At 67.2% G+C, this 17215-nt stretch carries 18 protein-coding genes; 7 read left to right on the top strand and 11 right to left on the bottom strand.

Going from position 1 to position 17215, the window contains the following annotated elements:
- Nucleotides 1–56: 56 nt before the first annotated feature.
- The 5 genes from LXB15_RS00370 to LXB15_RS00350 all read right to left on the bottom strand — a co-directional run bounded on the left by LXB15_RS00370 (nt 57) and on the right by LXB15_RS00350 (nt 5255).
- Nucleotides 57–1373 (bottom strand): ABC transporter substrate-binding protein, encoded by a 1317-nt coding sequence (locus LXB15_RS00370; protein WP_233950335.1) that lies wholly within the window; start codon nt 1371–1373, stop codon nt 57–59.
- Nucleotides 1374–1503: 130 nt separating this feature from the next.
- Nucleotides 1504–2568 (bottom strand): ABC transporter ATP-binding protein, encoded by a 1065-nt coding sequence (locus LXB15_RS00365; protein WP_233950334.1) that lies wholly within the window; start codon nt 2566–2568, stop codon nt 1504–1506.
- Nucleotides 2569–2705: 137 nt separating this feature from the next.
- Nucleotides 2706–4337, bottom strand: coding sequence for a BCCT family transporter (locus tag LXB15_RS00360; RefSeq protein ID WP_233950333.1), 1632 nt, complete (start codon nt 4335–4337; stop codon nt 2706–2708).
- Between the two features lie 229 nt (nt 4338–4566).
- The gene (locus tag LXB15_RS00355; RefSeq protein ID WP_233950332.1) at nt 4567–5013 is read right to left on the bottom strand and encodes a type II toxin-antitoxin system VapC family toxin; all 447 of its coding nucleotides are present in this window, start codon (nt 5011–5013) and stop codon (nt 4567–4569) included.
- On the bottom strand, nt 5010–5255 hold the full coding sequence (locus LXB15_RS00350; RefSeq protein ID WP_233950331.1) for a plasmid stabilization protein: 246 nt from the start codon (nt 5253–5255) through the stop codon (nt 5010–5012). The genes LXB15_RS00355 and LXB15_RS00350 overlap by 4 nt, the downstream gene beginning before the upstream one ends.
- A 531-nt stretch (nt 5256–5786) precedes the next feature.
- On the opposite strand from LXB15_RS00350, the gene LXB15_RS00345 reads away from it, so the two are divergent.
- From LXB15_RS00345 to LXB15_RS00325, 5 genes are all read left to right on the top strand, one after another.
- Nucleotides 5787–7145 (top strand): substrate-binding protein, encoded by a 1359-nt coding sequence (locus LXB15_RS00345; RefSeq protein ID WP_233950330.1) that lies wholly within the window; start codon nt 5787–5789, stop codon nt 7143–7145.
- Nucleotides 7146–7330: 185 nt separating this feature from the next.
- Complete coding sequence (locus LXB15_RS00340; protein ID WP_233950329.1) at nt 7331–8344, top strand: branched-chain amino acid ABC transporter permease; 1014 nt, start codon at nt 7331–7333, stop codon at nt 8342–8344.
- Nucleotides 8345–8440: 96 nt separating this feature from the next.
- The gene (locus LXB15_RS00335; protein ID WP_370640255.1) at nt 8441–9568 is read left to right on the top strand and encodes a branched-chain amino acid ABC transporter permease; all 1128 of its coding nucleotides are present in this window, start codon (nt 8441–8443) and stop codon (nt 9566–9568) included.
- Between the two features lie 11 nt (nt 9569–9579).
- Nucleotides 9580–10335: an ABC transporter ATP-binding protein gene (locus tag LXB15_RS00330; protein ID WP_233950328.1), complete on the top strand. Its 756-nt coding sequence runs from the start codon at nt 9580–9582 to the stop codon at nt 10333–10335.
- On the top strand, nt 10332–11108 hold the full coding sequence (locus LXB15_RS00325) for an ABC transporter ATP-binding protein (RefSeq protein WP_233950327.1): 777 nt from the start codon (nt 10332–10334) through the stop codon (nt 11106–11108). The genes LXB15_RS00330 and LXB15_RS00325 overlap by 4 nt, the downstream gene beginning before the upstream one ends.
- Before the next feature lie 39 nt (nt 11109–11147).
- Here LXB15_RS00325 and LXB15_RS00320 read toward each other — a convergent pair whose 3' ends face one another.
- Nucleotides 11148–11543 (bottom strand): group III truncated hemoglobin, encoded by a 396-nt coding sequence (locus tag LXB15_RS00320; RefSeq protein ID WP_233950326.1) that lies wholly within the window; start codon nt 11541–11543, stop codon nt 11148–11150.
- 89 nt (nt 11544–11632) lie between these two features.
- Between LXB15_RS00320 and LXB15_RS00315 the strand changes: the two genes are divergently transcribed.
- Entirely contained in the window at nt 11633–12136 is a 504-nt protein-coding gene (locus tag LXB15_RS00315) for an Rrf2 family transcriptional regulator (protein WP_233950325.1), read from the top strand.
- Between the two features lie 2 nt (nt 12137–12138).
- Complete coding sequence (locus tag LXB15_RS00310) at nt 12139–12414, top strand: DUF6522 family protein (RefSeq protein WP_233950324.1); 276 nt, start codon at nt 12139–12141, stop codon at nt 12412–12414.
- Between the two features lie 28 nt (nt 12415–12442).
- On the opposite strand, the gene LXB15_RS00305 is transcribed toward LXB15_RS00310, so the two are convergent.
- The 5 genes from LXB15_RS00305 to LXB15_RS00285 are packed head-to-tail and all read right to left on the bottom strand — an operon-like array spanning nt 12443 to nt 17148.
- Complete coding sequence (locus LXB15_RS00305) at nt 12443–13723, bottom strand: TRAP transporter large permease (RefSeq protein WP_233950323.1); 1281 nt, start codon at nt 13721–13723, stop codon at nt 12443–12445.
- Between the two features lie 7 nt (nt 13724–13730).
- On the bottom strand, nt 13731–14228 hold the full coding sequence (locus LXB15_RS00300) for a TRAP transporter small permease (protein ID WP_233950322.1): 498 nt from the start codon (nt 14226–14228) through the stop codon (nt 13731–13733).
- 25 nt (nt 14229–14253) lie between these two features.
- A complete protein-coding gene (locus LXB15_RS00295; RefSeq protein WP_233950321.1) occupies nt 14254–15252 on the bottom strand; it encodes a C4-dicarboxylate TRAP transporter substrate-binding protein in 999 nt (332 codons plus the stop codon).
- Nucleotides 15253–15307: 55 nt separating this feature from the next.
- Complete coding sequence (locus LXB15_RS00290; protein ID WP_233950320.1) at nt 15308–16408, bottom strand: Ldh family oxidoreductase; 1101 nt, start codon at nt 16406–16408, stop codon at nt 15308–15310.
- Nucleotides 16405–17148: an SDR family oxidoreductase gene (locus LXB15_RS00285; protein WP_233953283.1), complete on the bottom strand. Its 744-nt coding sequence runs from the start codon at nt 17146–17148 to the stop codon at nt 16405–16407. Before LXB15_RS00285 ends, LXB15_RS00290 begins: the two co-directional genes overlap by 4 nt.
- Nucleotides 17149–17215: the final 67 nt, after the last annotated feature.

Below are 17215 nucleotides of genomic sequence, written 5' to 3'. Positions count from 1 at the left end.
CCGAAAGCGCCGCCGCCCGATCGGGACAGCGCCGGCCCGGGGCCGGCGCCGCTAGGTCAGCGGTAGTAGCGCGCGATGCGCCGCTCGGCGTTGGCGATCGCCTCTTCCGTCGAGCGCTGCCCGGTTACCGCCTCGGCGAACATGTCGACGAGCACGTAGTCCGCCATGACACCCGCCGAGGCAGGTCCGAGCGGACCGGCATAGCCGTTCGGGCGCAGGCTGGCCGACGCGTTGGAATACGGTTTGTGGATCGGGTTCGAGGTCCACACCGGATTGTCGGCATAGGCCTTGAGCGGCTGGCAGCAATAGGCGCTGGCCCCCTCGATCCAGGCGTTCATCTGCGCCGGCTGGTACATGAACTCGATGTAGGCCTTCGCCGCTTCCGGATACTTCGTGTGCTTGAAGATGTTGAGCGTCGAGGTCTGGTGCAGTTCCACCGACTTGCCCACCGGGCCGATCGGCAGGTTCGTGGTGCGGATGTCCTCCGCGATCTCGGCCATCGCCGGATCCTTCTTGGCGGCGTAGTAGAGCGACACGCCGTTCGCCGTCAGCGAGATCTGGCCGGCCAGGAAGGCGCGGTTGTTGTTGATGTCGAGCCAGCTCTCCGTGCCCGGGATGAAGGTCGCGTAGAGCGCCTTGGCGTATTCGATGGCAGCCTTGGTCTCGGGGCTGTTGATCGCCACGTTGCCGCTCTCGTCGACGGTCATGCCGCCGTGGCTCCACAGCAGCCAGTGGGCGTAGTTGTTGCCGTCGCCGACCGCCTTGCCGTGCGGGAATCCGGCCGGCGTGCCCTTCGCCTGCATCGCCTTGCAGAGTTCCAGGAAACCATCCGTGTCGGTCGGGAATTCCTCGAACCCGGCAGCCTTCATGTGGCTGTCGCGGTAGCAGATGGCGTTGCCGATGGCGCAGAGCGGCACCGCGATGAACTGGTCACCCTGCTTGGCATAGCCTTCCAGGCCTTCGTACCAGCCGCCGTGCTGCTCGCCGAGCGAGGTGGCGAGGTCGGTGACGTCGACGAGCTTGTCGGGATACTGGAACGGGTCGTCGAACCAGCTCATCACCATGTCCGGGCCAGAGCCGACATTCGCGGCGACGGCGGCCTTCGGACGCACGTCCTCCCAGCTTTCCTGGTCGATCTGGACCTGCACGCCGGTGGCGTCGGTGAAGGCCTTGGTGTTGGCGTTCCAGGCGGCTTCCTCGCCGGCGACGAACGGCACCCAGCGCAACAGCCGCAGCGTTGCCCCCTCCTCCGGCGTGAAGCGCGCGGCGGCGTCCTGGGCGAAGGCCCTGGTGATGCCGAACCGGCCACCGAGCGCGGCACCGGCGGCGAGGCCGGCGGTGCCGGCCAGCAGCGTTCTGCGATTGATCGTCATGCTGTTTCCTCCTCTTGCGCGGAAGCGTTCCGGCCTATGCCGCCGGCGGGCTCCCGCTGCCGCCGCGGCTCGTCACAGACTGCGGTCGCCGCGCCCCCGTCCTCCACGGGCGCCCGGCTTCCGTTGCGGATCAGTCCGACACACGCGCACCCGTCTTGGCGTCGAACAGATGCACGGCCTCGGGATCGATCGAGACCATCAGCTCGTCCCCCGGCCCCTCAGTGATGCGCTCGCGGAACACGCAGATGACCTCGCTCGCGCCCAGCCGGGCGACCACGTGGGTCTCCGAGCCGGTCGGCTCGACCACCTCGATGCGCAGCGGCACGTCGCCGCCGATGCGGAAGGATTCCGGCCGCACCCCGTAGATCGTCTCGCGGCCCGGCGCCGCCTTGCCCGGCCGGGCGATCGGCAGGCTGTAGCCGTCGCCGGTGATGAAGCGGGTCCGGTCGTCGGCGTCGGCCGCGCCGGTCAGCATGTTCATCGCCGGCGAGCCGATGAAGCCGGCGACGAAGAGATTGTCCGGCCGGTCGTAGAGCTCCAGCGGCGTGCCCACCTGCGCGACGCGGCCGTCATGCATGACGACGATCTTGTCGGCCATGGTCATCGCTTCGATCTGGTCGTGGGTGACGTAGACGGTCGTGGTCTTGAGGCGCTGGTGGAGGTTCTTGATCTCGGTGCGCATCGACACGCGCAGCTTGGCGTCGAGATTGGACAGCGGCTCGTCGAACAGGAACACCTGCGGGTCCCGCACGATCGCCCGGCCCATCGCCACGCGCTGGCGCTGGCCGCCGGAGAGCTGCCGCGGATACCGGTCGAGCAAGTGCGTGAGGCCGAGGATCTCCGCCGCCGGCTTCACCCGCTCCTCGATCTCCTGCTTGGAGGCCCGCTTCAGCATCAGCGAAAACGCCATGTTCTCGGCGACGGTGATGTGCGGATAGAGCGCGTAGTTCTGGAACACCATCGCGATGTCCCGATCCTTCGGCGGCAGGTCGTTGACCACCCGGTCGCCGATCAGGATCTCGCCGGCGCTGATATGCTCGAGCCCCGCGAGCATGCGCAGCAGCGTCGACTTCCCGCAGCCCGATGGCCCCACGAGCACGACGAACTGGCCTTCGTCGATATCGATCGACACGCCGTGCAGCACTTCTACCGTGCCGAACGCCTTGCGGACGTCCCGGAACGTCACCGATGCCATGCGCTTCCTCACCCAGAGCGGACGTATTCTTGTCGTTGGCCGGCATACTGTCCGCTAAGCCGCAGTCGCGCAACTGCCTGCGCGGCGAACTCCAAAATAATGTATACGTCGGCCGCAGGCGCCCCGCCGCCGGGCGCTCAGCTCTCCGTCGCGAGCTTCGGCGGCCCCTTCAGCGCCGCCTCCCCGACATAGGCGTCCGGCGAATTGGCCTCCGCCTCCTGCTCGGTCCGATACCACTGGTTGTAGCGGTACATCACCAGCTTGTCGCGCCCGAGCCCGCGCAAGAGGCCGTACATCATCAAGATGATGACGAAGGCGAAGGGGAAACCGGCGACCACGGCCGCCGCCTGCAGCGCGTCGAGGCCGCCCGCCGCCAGCAGCACCGCGGCGATGCAGCCCTCGGTGATCGCCCAGAACATCCGCTGGATCTTCGGCGGATTGACGTCGCCGCCGGCGGTCAGCATGTCGATGACGAAGCTGCCACTGTCGGACGAGGTGACGAACCACATCACGATCATCACCATGATGACGCACGACACCACGCCGCTGAACGGGAAGAACTCGAGCAGGTGGAAGATCGCGTTGCCGTAGCTCTGCTTGGTCGCCTCGATCAGCCCCGGATCGCCGGCGAGTTCCAGCTTGAGGGCGGTGCCGCCGAAAGCGGTGAACCAGAAGAACAGGATCGTCGTCGGCACCAGCAGCACCCCGAGGATGAACTCGCGGACGGTCCGGCCGCGGGAGATGCGGGCAATGAAGATGCCGACGAAGGGCGACCAGGAGATCCACCAGGCCCAGTAGAAGATCGTCCAGTCGACCTGCCAGTTGGTACCCGAATAGGCCTCGCTCCAGGTGCCGAAGGTGACGAGCCCCGCGACGTAGTTGCCGACATTCTCGACGAAGCTGTCGAAGATGTAGAGGGTCGGCCCGGTGACCACGATGAAGGCGAGGACGGCGAAGCTCAGGCCGATATTGAGGTTGGAGAGCCGCTTGATGCCGCCGTCGAGGCCGAGCATCACCGAGACCGTGGCGAGGGCGGTGATGCCGGCGATCAGCGCGATCTGCAGGATCAGGCTGTCGCCGATGCCGAAGATGGTCTCCAGCCCGGCATTGATCTGCATGACGCCGAGGCCGAGCGAGGTGACGATGCCGAACATCGTGCCGAACACGGCCAGGATGTCGACCGTGTGGCCGAGCGGCCCGTAGATGCGCTCGCCGATCAGCGGGTAGAGCGCCGAGCGGATCGAGAGCGGCAGGCCGTTGCGGTAGTGGAAATAGGCCAGCGACAGACCGACGATGCCGTAGATCGCCCAGCCGTGCAGACCCCAGTGCAGGAACGACAGGACCATCGCCTGCTTGGCGGCTTCGATGGTCTCGGGCTCGCCCATCGGCGGGGCGAAGAAGTGGAACAGCGGCTCCGACACCGCCCAGTAGAGCAGGCCGATGCCGATGCCGGCGCTGAACAGCATCGCGGTCCACGACATCAGCCCGTATTCCGGCGATTCCGTCTGGGCACCGAGGCGGATGTCGCCGAAACGGCTGAACGCCAGATAGATGCAAAGACCCAGGGCGAGGTTGGTGGTGAGGATCAGGAACCAGCCGAAGTAATCGGCGATGCCGGCCTGCGCGCCGGTGAAGAGGGACGACGCGACGTCGTTGAAGGCAGCACCGAAGACGATGAAGCCGAGGATGAGAATGGCGGATATGGTGAAGACAGGTCGGCTGACTTTCGGAAACGGCCCGAGCCGTCCGGTCTCTACCTTGGTCGCCATGCTTCACGTCCCCTGTGTTTCGGACGCGAAGCTGCGCTCCCCCGGGAAGGCCGCGCGTCCTGGAAGGGGCAAGGCAAATAGCCGGCAAAGGTTCCAAAAAAAGGCGGTTTTGCGTCAATTTTCGGGCGCGAGTGCCAGCAGCAGCATGCCGTCCTCGACCTGGTCGCCCACCGAGACGTCTACCGCCGGCAGGCGATCTCGCCGCGATTGGCGATGAGGAGGGAGGTGATCATCGCATCCCGTCTTCGAAGGGCCCGAGATCATCGAAGGAAGCGCGGCGCAAATCTCCGATCATCTGCAACCGCTTGTCGGCGCTGACGAAGACCGTACATCCGGCGTCGATGGCACACGCGAGATGTATGGCGTCCGGCAGCTTTACGGCGGTCTCCGCCCGGATTCTCGCCGCCATGATCATCACGTCCCGAGATAGCGGAACGAGAGGCAACGTTGGTCGTCCGTCGAGAAAATCCAGCATCGTCGCAATCGCCGCTCCGTCCCGATCTCGAAATGGCCTGACCACGCACTCCGCCAGGGTCATCTCGCTGGACACCGCAGGGACTGCGCCGTCGTCGACACTCTTCAGGAAGGTGCGTTGGGCCGGGCCGAGCTCATCGACGCCTTCCACGATGGCAATGACCGTGTTGGCGTCGAGATAATAGCGGTCCCCCGCCCTCACGCCCTGTCTTCCCATTCGTCCCGCAAGGCCCGGATGTCCGCCACGATCTCATCGACGGTCCGCTCGCTCCGTGCGGAGCCGGCCAAGGACAGGAGCGAACGCCGCTCGAGATTCCGCTCTAGGGCCGACCGTGCGAGGATGGCGCGGATCTCGGCCTCGGTCGAACGCTTGTTCGCCTTCGCCCGCGCCTTGATCGCATCGAGAACGTCGTCGTCGAGCTTGCGAACCGTAATCTGAGCCATCCAACGCCTCCGGGTTACCGTGAAATGTGCGTTCACAATGATAGCACAACGGCGGCGCCAATCATCACATCCGGAACAGGCCGAACCGCGTCTCCGGGAAATTCATGCCCTTGTCGAACATCGTCCTGTTCCTCCCTTCCCGAAACTCCGCCATCTGGCGATGAAACGCCAATCCGGCGACCGGCGCCCAGCCGTCATTCGGTGTTTCCCCGTCTTTCCGTTTCCTGCCAGCCGGTCGGATCGCGCCGCCCGTGCGGGCGCCGCGGCATCGACCGGCGCAACGGAACGCCGGGTTCAGATTCCCGAGATAGACAGTGTTACCGAGAAAGATATTGCTGCAGTGCAATATCCCTCAACGGCATCTGTGTTGCAGGGCAATATTACGGAAAGGTTCGCGCGACTTCATCCGAAAGTACTATAGGCGAAACTGGCGCACTCGTGGACGATGGGCAATCCGACCAGGTCGATGGCAGGCTGCGTACGCTTCGTCGTCGGCGAAAAGGTCGGAATGGGATAATCGGGAGGTGACCAATGGCATTCTACAAGGACGGATGGACTCGTCGTCGACTGCTGACGACCGGCGCCGGCTTAACGGCCGGCCTGGCTATGCCGCATGTCTTCACGCGCGGGGCCTGGGCCCAGGATCAGGCCTTCTGCAACAACCCGTCCGGTAGCACCGTGACGCTCGGCTTCAACGTCCCGCAGTCCGGCCCGTACGCCGACGAGGGTGCGGACGAGCTGCGAGCCTTCCAGCTGGCGGTCAAGCACCTGAACGGCGAGGGCGACGGCGGCATGCTGTCGACGATGAAGCCGTCCAACCTCAAGGGCAACGGCATCCTCGGCAAGAAGGTCGCCTTCGTGACCGGCGACACGCAGACCAAGTCCGACGCGGCGCGCGCCTCGGCCAAGCGGATGATCGAGGCCGACAAGGCGATCATGATCTCCGGCGGTTCGTCCTCGGGCGTCGCCGTGGCGGTGCAGTCGCTCTGCCAGGACATGGGCGTGATCTTCATGGCCGGCCTCACCCATTCCAACGACACCACCGGCAAGGACAAGCGGCGCTACGGCTTCCGCCACTTCTTCAACGCCTACATGTCGGGCGAGGCACTCGGACCCATCCTCGCGGAGGAATACGGCAAGGACCGCCGCGCCTATCACCTGACCGCCGACTACACCTGGGGCTGGACGCAGGAAGAGTCGATCAAGAACGCCACCGAGGCCCTCGGCTGGGAGACGGTGCAGGCCGTGCGCACTCCGCTCGGCGCCGGCGACTTCTCGCAGTATCTGACACCGGTCCTGAATTCGGGCGCCGACGTGCTGATCCTGAACCATTACGGCGGCGACATGGTCAACTCGCTGCGCCAGGCCGTCACCCAGTTCGACATGCGTTCCAAGCAGGCCAACGGCAAGGATTTCCAGATCGTGGTGCCGCTCTTCTCGGAGCTGATGGCACAGGGCGCCGGCGAGGCCGTGAAGGGCATTCTCGGCACAGCCAACTGGGACTGGAAGCTCGACAACGAAGCGACCAAGGCGTTCTCCAAGTCGTTCGGCGAGGAGTTCGGCAGCCCGCCCTCGCAGGCCGCCCATACCTGCTACGTCCAGACGCTGCTCTATGCCAACGCGGCCGAGACCGCCGGCACGTTCTATCCGCCGGAGCTGATCAAGGCGCTCGAAGGCTTCGAGTTCGACGGGATGGGCAACGGTCCGACGCTCTACCGCGCCGAGGATCACCAGTGCTTCAAGGACGTGCTCGTCGTTCGCGGCAAGCAGGAGCCGACCAACCAGTTCGACCTGATGGAGATCGTCAAGGTCGTGCCGCGCGACGAGGTCACCTACGACGCGTCGATCTTCGGCGGCGAACTGGGGCCGTACGACGCCAAGCAATGCTGATCACCTGCTGATCGAAACCGGTCGCCGGCAGAAATGCCGGCGGCCGTTCGCCATCCGAGAGCCGATCGACAGGGCGCACGCGCCTACGGCAACGCGCCGCGCCGGCAACCGCAAGGGCCGCCGCCACGGGCCTGCTTCGCAGCCCGCCACCATGAAGCGGCAACCCCAGGAGCGACCAAGGGCACATGGACGCCATCATCCTTCAGATTCTGAACGGGCTCGACAAGGGCGGGGCCTACGCGCTCATCGCCCTTGGCCTGACCCTGATCTTCGGCACGCTCGGCGTGGTAAACTTCGCCCACGGCGCGTTGTTCATGCTCGGGGCGTTCTGCGCCGTGGCCTTCTCGATGGTGCTGTCTATCTCCGAACGCGTCCGCGACGAGAGCGTCACCTTCTTCGAGGCCTACAAGGAAGTCCCCTATCTGGAGATCTGGTTCGGGGAGACCGGCCGCACGATCCTCGACTGGTCTGTACCGCTGTCCATGCTCCTGGCGATCCCCTTCATGCTGCTTGTCGGGCTGGCGATGGAGCGCGGACTGATCCGCTATTTCTACAAGCGCAGCCATGCCGAGCAGATCCTGGTGACCTTCGGCCTCGCCATCGTGCTGCAGGAGATCGTCAAGCACTATTTCGGGGCCAACCCGATCCCGATGACCGCGCCCCCGGCCTTCGCGGGCAGCGCCGATGTCGGCCAGTGGTTCGGCATACCCGGCCTCAGCTATCCGATGTGGCGCATCATCTACTTCCTGTTCTCGCTCGCCGTCATCGGCGCGGTCTTCGCCTTCCTGCAGCTGACCACCTTCGGCATGGTGGTGCGCGCCGGCATGGCGGATCGCGAGACCGTCGGCCTGCTCGGCATCAATATCGGCCGCAAGTTCTCGATCGTCTTCGGCCTCGCCGCCGTCGTCGCCGGTCTCGCCGGCGTCATGTACACGCCGATCCTGTCGCCCAACTACCATCTCGGCATGGACTTCCTGGTCCTGTCCTTCGTGGTCGTCGTGGTCGGCGGCATGGGCTCGCTGGGCGGCGCGGTGGTTGCCGGGTTCCTGCTCGGCATCCTGCAGTCCTTCTCCTCGATGACCGAGATTAAGGACATCGTGCCGGGGATCGACCAGATCATCATCTACCTTGTCGCCGTCGTCGTCCTGCTGGTTCGCCCGCGGGGTCTGATGGGCCGCAAGGGCGTCATGGAGGCCTGATCGATGAACAGCGCCATCACCTCGAACGAACTCGGCGACACGCCGCGAGAGACGACCCGCAAGACCCGGGACAGCCGGCCCTTCTTCACCACGACGATGGGCGACCTCACCTTCACCGCGCTCTTCGCCGCGGCGGTCCTGACCATGCCGATCTGGCTGGCGCCGATCGGCGCCGGCTACCCCGACATCCTGCAGAAATTCGCGATCTTCGGGATCTTCGCGATCGGCTTCAACATCCTGTTCGGCTTCTCCGGCTATTTGTCCTTCGGCCATGCGGCCTTCCTCGGCACCGGGTCCTACGCCGCCGTCTGGATGTTCAAGCTCCTGTCGATGAACGCGATCTTCGCGATTCCCTTTGCGATCATCGTCGCAGGCATCTTCGCGCTCGCCATCGGCTTCATCTGCCTGCGGCGGTCCGGCATCTACTTCTCGATCCTGACCCTCGCCTTCGCGCAGATGTCCTACAATCTCGCCTATTCGGTGCTGACGCCGATCACCAACGGCGAGACCGGCCTGCAGATCTCCCGGTCCGATCCGCGGCTGATCGACCGGGCCTTCGGCGAGGCCGGTGCGGCCCTGCCGGACCCGAACTTCTTCGGGATCGCGCTGCAGGGCTATCCGGGCTTCTATTTCTGCGCGATCCTCCTGATCCTCGGCTTCTTCCTGGCGCTGCGGATCCGCAACTCGACCTTCGGCATGATGCTCTTCGCCATCAAGTCGAACCAGAACCGCATGGGCTACACGGGCTTCTCGGCGCGGCCCTACCTGCTGACCGCCTTCGTCATCTCCGGCATGTATGCCGGGCTCGCCGGCGGCCTCCTGGCGGTGACGGACCCGCTGGCGGGCGCCGACCGCATGCAGTGGACGGCGTCGGGCGAGGTCGTGCTGATGACCATCCTCGGCGGCGTCGGCACGCTGCTCGGCCCGGTGATCGGCGCGGCGGTGATGAAGTATCTCGAGCAGATCTTCTCCTCCTTCAACGACAGCTTCCTCTACCGGACCTTCGACTTCCTGCCGGACTGGGCCCAGACCGCCGCGGTCGAGATCACCAGCCCGTTCGTCGGCGAGGGATGGCACCTGACGCTCGGCCTCCTGTTCATGGTCATCGTCATCTTCCTGCCCGGCGGCATCATGGAGGGCCTGCGCCGCATCGCCGGCATGTTCCGCAAGTCGAAGACGGCGGACGCGACCGACGCGGCGCATGCCCGCGCGAAGCACGAGTAGGAAGAGCCGACATGGACATTCTAACCATCAACGGCGTCAGCAAGCGCTTCGGCGGGCTCAAGGCTCTCGACAACGTCAACCTCAAGGTCAAGGAAGGCACGGTCCACGCGATCATCGGGCCGAACGGCGCCGGCAAGTCGACCCTGCTCAACACGCTGGTCGGGCGCCTCGTGCCGGACGAGGGCACGGTGGAATTCGACGGCGCGCCGCTGCTCGGGCACAAGCCGCACCAGATCAACCAGGCCGGCATCGCCCGGGTGTTCCAGACGCCGGAGACCTTCGCCGAACTGACGGTGCTGGAAAACGTCATGATCCCGGCCTTCGCGCGCAAGGACGGGGCCTTCCGGATCAATCTCTGGGGCCGGGCCAACGACCGGCGCGTGGTGCTGGAGGAGGCCGAGGAGATCCTCGAGGACCTCAACCTGACTGCCCAGCGCCACCAGCGGGTCGACTCCATGTCGCGCGGCGACAAGCGGCGGCTGGAGCTGGCGATGTGCCTCGTCCAGCGGCCGAAGCTGCTGCTGCTCGACGAGCCGACCGCCGGCATGTCGCGGGCCGACACCAACAACACCGTCGACCTTCTGAAGAAGATCGCCAAGCGCGGCATCACCAAGGTGATCATCGAGCACGACATGCATGTCGTGTTCTCGCTGGCCTCGACCGTCAGCGTGATGGCGCAGGGCACCGTCATCGCCGAGGGAACCCCCGACGCGATCAAGTCGGACCCCCGCGTCCAGGAAGCCTATCTCGGGGGAGCCCATCTATGAGCGAGACGCTCGACACCACCCGGCCGCACGGCCGCAGCACGCCCGCCGAGACGCTGCGGACCGCCGGCCAGCCGTTCTTCGCAGCCCGCGACCTTCATGCCTATTACGGCGAGAGCTACATCGTGCAGGGCGTCTCCTTCGAGGTGAACGAGGGCGAGATCGTCGCGCTGCTCGGCCGCAACGGCGCCGGCAAGACCTCGACCCTGCGCACCATCGCGCGCGCCGGCTCGCCGCAGCTCAAGCACGGCGAGATCTGGCTCGACGGCAAGCCCCTGCACACGATGCAGAGCTTCGAGGCGGCGCGGCTGGGCGTCCAGCTCGTCCCCGAGGACCGGCGCATCATCGCCGGCCTGACCGTCGAGGAGAACCTCAAGCTCGCGCAGATCGAGCCGCCGATCGGCTGGAGCCTGGAGCGGATCTACGAGCATTTCCCGCGGCTGGCGGAACGGCGCAACCAGGACGGCATCACCATGTCCGGCGGCGAGCAGCAGATGCTGGCCGTCGCCCGGGCGCTCGCCCGCGAGGTGAAGCTGCTCTTGCTGGACGAGCCCTATGAGGGTCTCGCGCCGGTCATCGTGCAGGAGATCGAGCGGATCCTCGAGGAGATCAAGCAGCTCGGCATCACCACGATCCTGGTCGAGCAGAACGCCATCGCGGCGCTCCACCTGGCCGACCGCGCGATCATCCTGGAAATGGGCGAGATCGTCTTCGACGGCACCGCCCAACAGATCATCGACGACAAGGAAATGCGGCTGCAATATCTCGCCGTCTGACCGGTTCCGGCGGCAAGGCACCGGCGCGAGCCGGGGCTGCTAGGGCGCGGCGGCATAGCCGCGAGCAAGGGCCGGGCGGAAGAACAGCCCGGCCTTCAGGCTGTCGGCGATGCGGTCGGCCTTCATCTGGAAGATCGCGGCGGTCTCGGCCGAAAACCGCGCCCGCGTCGTCTCCTGCCAGATGCCCAACCAGCGGTCGAACAGCGCCGGGCTGAGCTGTCCGGCATGCTGCTGGTGGGCGGCGAAGGGATTGCCCTTGTAGCGGCCCGAGCCCAGCATGACCGACGACCAGAACGCCGTCAGCCGGTCGAGATGCGACGGCCAGTCGTGGACCGCCGCCTCGAAGATCGGCCCAAGCTCGCTGTCGCGGCGCACGCGTCCGTAGAATTCCTCCACCAGACCCCGCAGCTCGGCTTCGCTGACCACCGCTCCCACCTGCCATTCTCCGCTTTGTCGTCGAAGCGGTTCCTAGCAGTTTGCCGAAAAGATGCAAATCAAATACTTCTTTCGGGAGAGGAGCCGCCATGCGCCTGACCCGCTATTCCGACTACGCCCTGCGCGTGCTGATCTACCTGTCGTCGCGCCCGGAGGGGCTGTGCTCGATCGCCGAGATCGCCCGGGCCTACGGCATCTCCAACAATCATCTGATGAAGGTGGTGCAGGAACTCGGCCGCTCCGGCTTCGTCGCCACCGTGCGCGGCCGCTCCGGCGGCATCCGGCTGGCGCGACCGGCGAGCGAGATCATCGTCGGCGATGTCATCCGCTCGACCGAGGAGGGCTTTGCCCTCGCCGACTGCGGCAATTGCGGCCTGGCGCCGGCCTGCGGCATGACCAGCGTGCTCAACGAGGCGGTCGAGGCGTTCCTCGCCGTGCTCGATCGCTACAGCTTCGCCGACCTTCCGAAGCGGGACATCGACGTGCTGGCGCTGTTCCCGCTCGCCTCGCCGGCGAAGGCCGCGGCGATCGCCGCGGTGGCGGGCCAGGACCCGGGCGAGGTCGAGGCGACGGTGCGATGCGGGAGAGCGTGACGATGCCCGCCGAGCCGCCCGTGTCGCAGGAGGATTTCGAGATCGACGCCGAGCGCATCGCCGCCGCGCTCGGCCTGCCGGCGGCGCATTTCCTGGTCGAGATGCGCCGCGGCAACGTGCACGGCACGCTGGAGCGCGGCGTCGGGGCGGATGCCGGCCGCACCAGGCTGACCATCCGGCATCGCGGCCGGCGCCTCGTCATGGTGCTGGACGCGGCGGGCGGCCTCATCGAGCAGCAGCTCGAGCCGGCCTCCGCCACCCGCCAGGCGCCGGCCTGACGCCGCCGCCCGCCCGGGCCCGCGGCCGTCAGCCGAAGATCAGATCCGGCACGAAGAGCACGAAGGACGGCACGAAGATCAGGATCAGCGTCACCAGCACCACCGCGAGGAGCAGCGGCGCGGATTCGCGCGTGTACTCGCCGATCGGACAGCGCAGGATCGAGCAGACCGCATACATCGCCGCGCCGACGGGCGGGGTGAAGTTGCCGATCGTCGCGGCGACGATGAACACGATGCCGAAATGCACCGGGTCGGCGCCCAGCTCGCGCACCACCGGCAGCAGGATCGGCGTCAGCATGATGATCAGCACCGTCGCGTCGATGAAGAAGCCGATCCCGACCACGGCGAGCGCGATCAGGATCATCGCGCCATAGACGTTGTCGGTGATCCCGAGGATCCACCCGGCCACCGTCTCCGGCACCCGCTCCAGCACGATGCCGTAGGTGAAGATCGCCGAGAGGGCGATCAGGAACATCACCGAGCCGACATCGGCGAGGCTGCTCTCGAGCCCCTCGACGAAGCCCTGCCGGCGCATCTTGCGGTAGACGAGGACGCCGATGACGATCGCGTAGATCACCGCGAAGGCGCCGATCTCGGACGGGGTGAAGATGCCCATCCTCAGCCCGACCAGCAGGAACACCGGGAACAGCAGCGCCCAGATGCCGCCGGTGAAAGCCCGCCCGACTTCCGCCGCGCTCGGGCGCGTGGCGCGCTCCGGCTGGTAGCCGCGCCGACGCGCCGTCAGCCAGATCGCCAGCCCCAGCCCGGCCCACAGCAGCAGCGCCGGGGCGAAGCCGGCGGCGAAGAGGCGGCCGATCGAGACCTGGCCGATCGTGCCGTAGAGGATCATGCCGATGCCCGGCGGGATGATCGGCGTCAGCACCGACCCGTAGGAGAGGACGCCGGCCGCGAAGCCGCGCGTGAAGCCGCGCCGCATCATCTCGTCGCCGAGCATGCGGCTCTGCATGGCCGCATCCGCGATCGCCGATCCGGACACGCCGCCCATCAGCGCCGACAGCGCCAGCGACACCTGTGCCAGGCCCCCCTTGAGCCGCCCCGTCATCACCGAGGCGAGTTCGAGCAGCCGCTCGGTGATGCCCGAGCGGTTCATGAAATTGCCCGCCAGGATGAACAGCGGGATCGCCAGCAGGGCGAAGTTCTGGGTCTGCGACACCGTCACCTGCGCCGGGATGGTGAAGGGCAGTTCCGGATTCTGGAAGAAGAACAGGGCGCCGGCGATGCCGATGGCGAAGGCCACCGGCATGCCGATCAAAAGCAGGACGACGAAGCCGAGCGTGACGATCAGCATGGCGGGGTCATCCCTGCCCGGAGGCGGCGGCGACGCCGACCCGCTCGCCGCGCAGCTCGGCGCGCAGTTTCCCCATGGTGGTCACCAGCAGCAGCAACGCGCCGATCGGCAGGCTCATCGTCACCCAGGAATAGCTGATGCCGGGAATGCCCTGGAAGCTGCGCGACCGGCTGACCCAGGCGAGCCAGATGCCGGCATAGACGCCGACCCCGAGAAACGCCATGATGATCAGGTAGTTGCCGATCTGCATGAGCCGCCGGAGCCGCTCCGGCAGCCGCGCCTTGATCACGTCGATCGACATCAACGCGTCCTTGCGCCAGGCGATGTCGGCGCAGAGGAAGCACGCCCAGGCGAAGAAGCAGGTGGCGAAGTCGATCGTCCAGTTGATCGGGCTGTGCATCATCCGGGCGACGCCGCCGGCGAAGATCAGCCCGACCATCAGCAGCAGCAGCGTGCCGGCGAGGATGGCTTCCGCCCTGAGGACGGCATGGTAGAAGGCGCGCATCGTGATCTCCCGCCGGCCCTGTCGCCTATTGTGGGCCAGCCATTTCGGCCTGCACCTTGTTCTTTGCCTCGGTGAGCCCGAGCGCCTCGTAGGCCTTCTCGCCTGCGGCGCGGAACGCCTCGAGATCGACGTCCTCGACGATGGTCATGCCGGCATCGCGCAGCGTCTGCCGGGCCGTCTCGGTGGCGTCGGCGACCGCCTTAGAGGTCTCCTGGCCGGCGGTCCGGCACTCCTCGACGAGGGCCGTCTGGTACTCGGCCGGCAGGCCGTCGAACCACTGCGAACTGACCACCTGGAAGTTCACCAGCATGATGTGCTTGGTCTCGTTGGCGTGGCTCAGCACCTCGTTGAGATTGGCGGCGGTGATGTTGGGGTAGACCAGTTCCGCGCCGTCGATCGCCTGCTGCTGCAGGCCCGGATAGACGTCGCCGAAATTCATCGCGGTCGGCTCGGCGCCGAGCGCCCGGATCGATTCCTGCCAGATCGGCGCCGGCGGGGTGCGGATGCGCAGGCCCGCGAGGTCCGCCGGGGTCCGCACTTCCTTGTTGGTGAAGAAGTTCCGGAATCCCTGCACCCAGTCGAAGCACACGACCTTCAGCCCGTGCTGATCGGCGAGTTCCTGCTGCCATTGCTGCATGGTGGGCGAATCGGCCAGCGCGAAGGCCTGCTCGTTGGACTCAACGAAATACGGCCCGTTCACCACGGCGATGCCGGGGACATAGTTGCCGAGCCGAGCCGCGTCGGTGTTCTGGCCAAAATTCGCGCCCTGGCGGATCTGCTCGATAATGTCCTCCTCGACGCCGAGCTGGGCGCTGTGGAACACCTCGATGGTCAACCCGCCATTGGTGCGCTCGGCGACGCGCTCGGCCCACTGCTCGAAGCCCTTGTGGAAGGGCTCGTTCGGGCCGAGCACGTGGTTGAACCGCAGCGTGTGGGTTTCCTGCGCGGCAGCGCCGCCAAGCCCGGCAAGGCCGGCGGCGAGCGCCAGCGACAGGGTGCGGATGTGTCTCTTCACGATGGTCATGGTCTTCCTCCCTTGGGTTTGATCGATCTCGAGCCGATGCGTCTCGGGCGCCTCCTCAGGTGCCGCCCTCCCGGATGTCCGGCGCCGCCAGGCCGAAGCGTCGGGCGAGCTCCCGGAATTCACTGATCGTCGCCGGGTCGAGCGGGGCGCCGGCCGCCTCCCGCCGCTCGGCTTCCGCCCATTCGCGATCGCCCGGCGCCATCACCGTGGTGCCCGGCCGGGCGGGCGAGGCGCGCAGCGTCTCGACGTAGTGCCGCATCCCCGCCTCGAAGACCGCCCGGTCGACAAAGGCATCCGGACGGACCGCCATGACGAAGGCGCCGAGCCCGCGCGGCGTCGAAAGGTCGGGTCCCGCCATCGGCAGGACGTCGAAGCCCGGCGCCATGCCGGCGAGAATGGCGCTGAAGATCTCCACCATGCCGGCGAGCCCGGCGCCCTTGAACCCGAAGGCGCCGCCGACCGGCGCCAGCATCTCGACCGCCTCGGCATCGGTGGTGTCGCGCCCCTCCCCGTCCGAGGCGACGCCGTCGGGCAGTGCCCGGCGGAGGCTGCGATAGAGCTGGACGCGGTTGTAGGGAACGGCGCTGGTGGCCATGTCGAGCAGCCACGGGCGGCTCCCCGCGCAGGGCACGGCGCAGGCGATCGGGTTGGTGCCGTGGAAGCGCGCCGCGCCGTCGTGGAGGCGCACGAAACTGTCGGAATTGCAGAGCGCGATGCCGATCATGCCCTTCTCGGCGGCGGCGAGGGCAAAGGCGCCGGCCGGGCCGAAATGCGAGCTGTTGCGGATCGACACGGCGCCGATGCCGCTTTCCGCGGCGATGCGGACGGCGCGCTCCATCCCGACATAGGCCGCCAGCGCGCCATGCGCGTCGTCGGCGTCGAGCGACGCCGTCGCCCCGCCTTCGCGCGAGAAGATGAGCTTCGGCCGCCGGTTGACCCGGCCCTCGGTCAGCACCGTGACGTAGTGCGGCAGCAGCCGCACGCCGTGGCTGTCGACGCCGTGCCGGGTGCCGTGCAGCATCGCCCGCGATGCGGCATCGGCCGTGAGCGCGTCCGCGCCGGCGGCGGTCAGTACATCCAGGCAGAACCGGTCGAGCTCGCCGAGCGCCACCCGGCCGCCGATCGCCTGCGGGGGCGTCTCGAATGCGGCGCTCACAGCGTCTGCCCGCCGTCGACGACGAAGACTTGCCCGGTGGTGAAGCTCGACTCGTCGCCGGCAAGATAGAGTGCCGCGGCCGCCATCTCCTCGACCGTGCCCAGCCGTCCGATCGGCTGGCGCTCGGCGAATTCGCGGCGTGTCCGTTCGGGATCGGCCGTCGCGGCGATCCGCTCCTCCAGCGACGGCGAACTGGTGGTGCCCGGGCAGAGCGCGTTGACGCGCACGCCGCTGCGGATGACGTCGCGCGCCACCGCCTTGGTCAGGCCGATCACCGCCGCCTTGGCGGCGCCGTAGGCGGCGCGGTTGGCAACGCCGGTGATGCTGGAGGCCACGGAGGCGACGTTGACGATGGAGCCGCTGCCCCGCTCGATCATGCCGGGCAGCGCCGCCCGGATCGTCAGGAAGCAGGCCGTGACGTTCTGGTCGAGGCTGCGCGCCCAGTCGGCATCGTCGCAATCGAGGATCGTGCCGCTGTGCACCCAGCCGGCGCAGTTGACGAGGATGTCGACCCGCCCGGCGTCCGCCACGACGCTTCGAACTGCCGCGCCGTCGGTCACGTCGAGCGCCACGGGTCGGATCGACGGCGCCTGGCCCGGCAGGTCCTGCATCTTCGCGAGCGTCCGGCTGGCGGCGACCACCGCGGCACCTTCCGCGGCGAAGGCGAGCGCGATGGCGCGGCCGATCCCCTGGCCCGCACCCGTCACCAACGCCTGTTTGCCTGCCAGCCGCGCCGTCATGAAATGGTCCACCTCCCCAGCCGGCCATGTTCTTCGTGTACACTAGACATGGTTTCTGGCGACGGCA

Source organism: Aurantimonas sp. HBX-1, from assembly GCF_021391535.1.
Classification (GTDB): Bacteria; Pseudomonadota; Alphaproteobacteria; order Rhizobiales; family Rhizobiaceae; genus Aurantimonas.
This window is presented reverse-complemented; position numbering and strand designations above follow the sequence as displayed.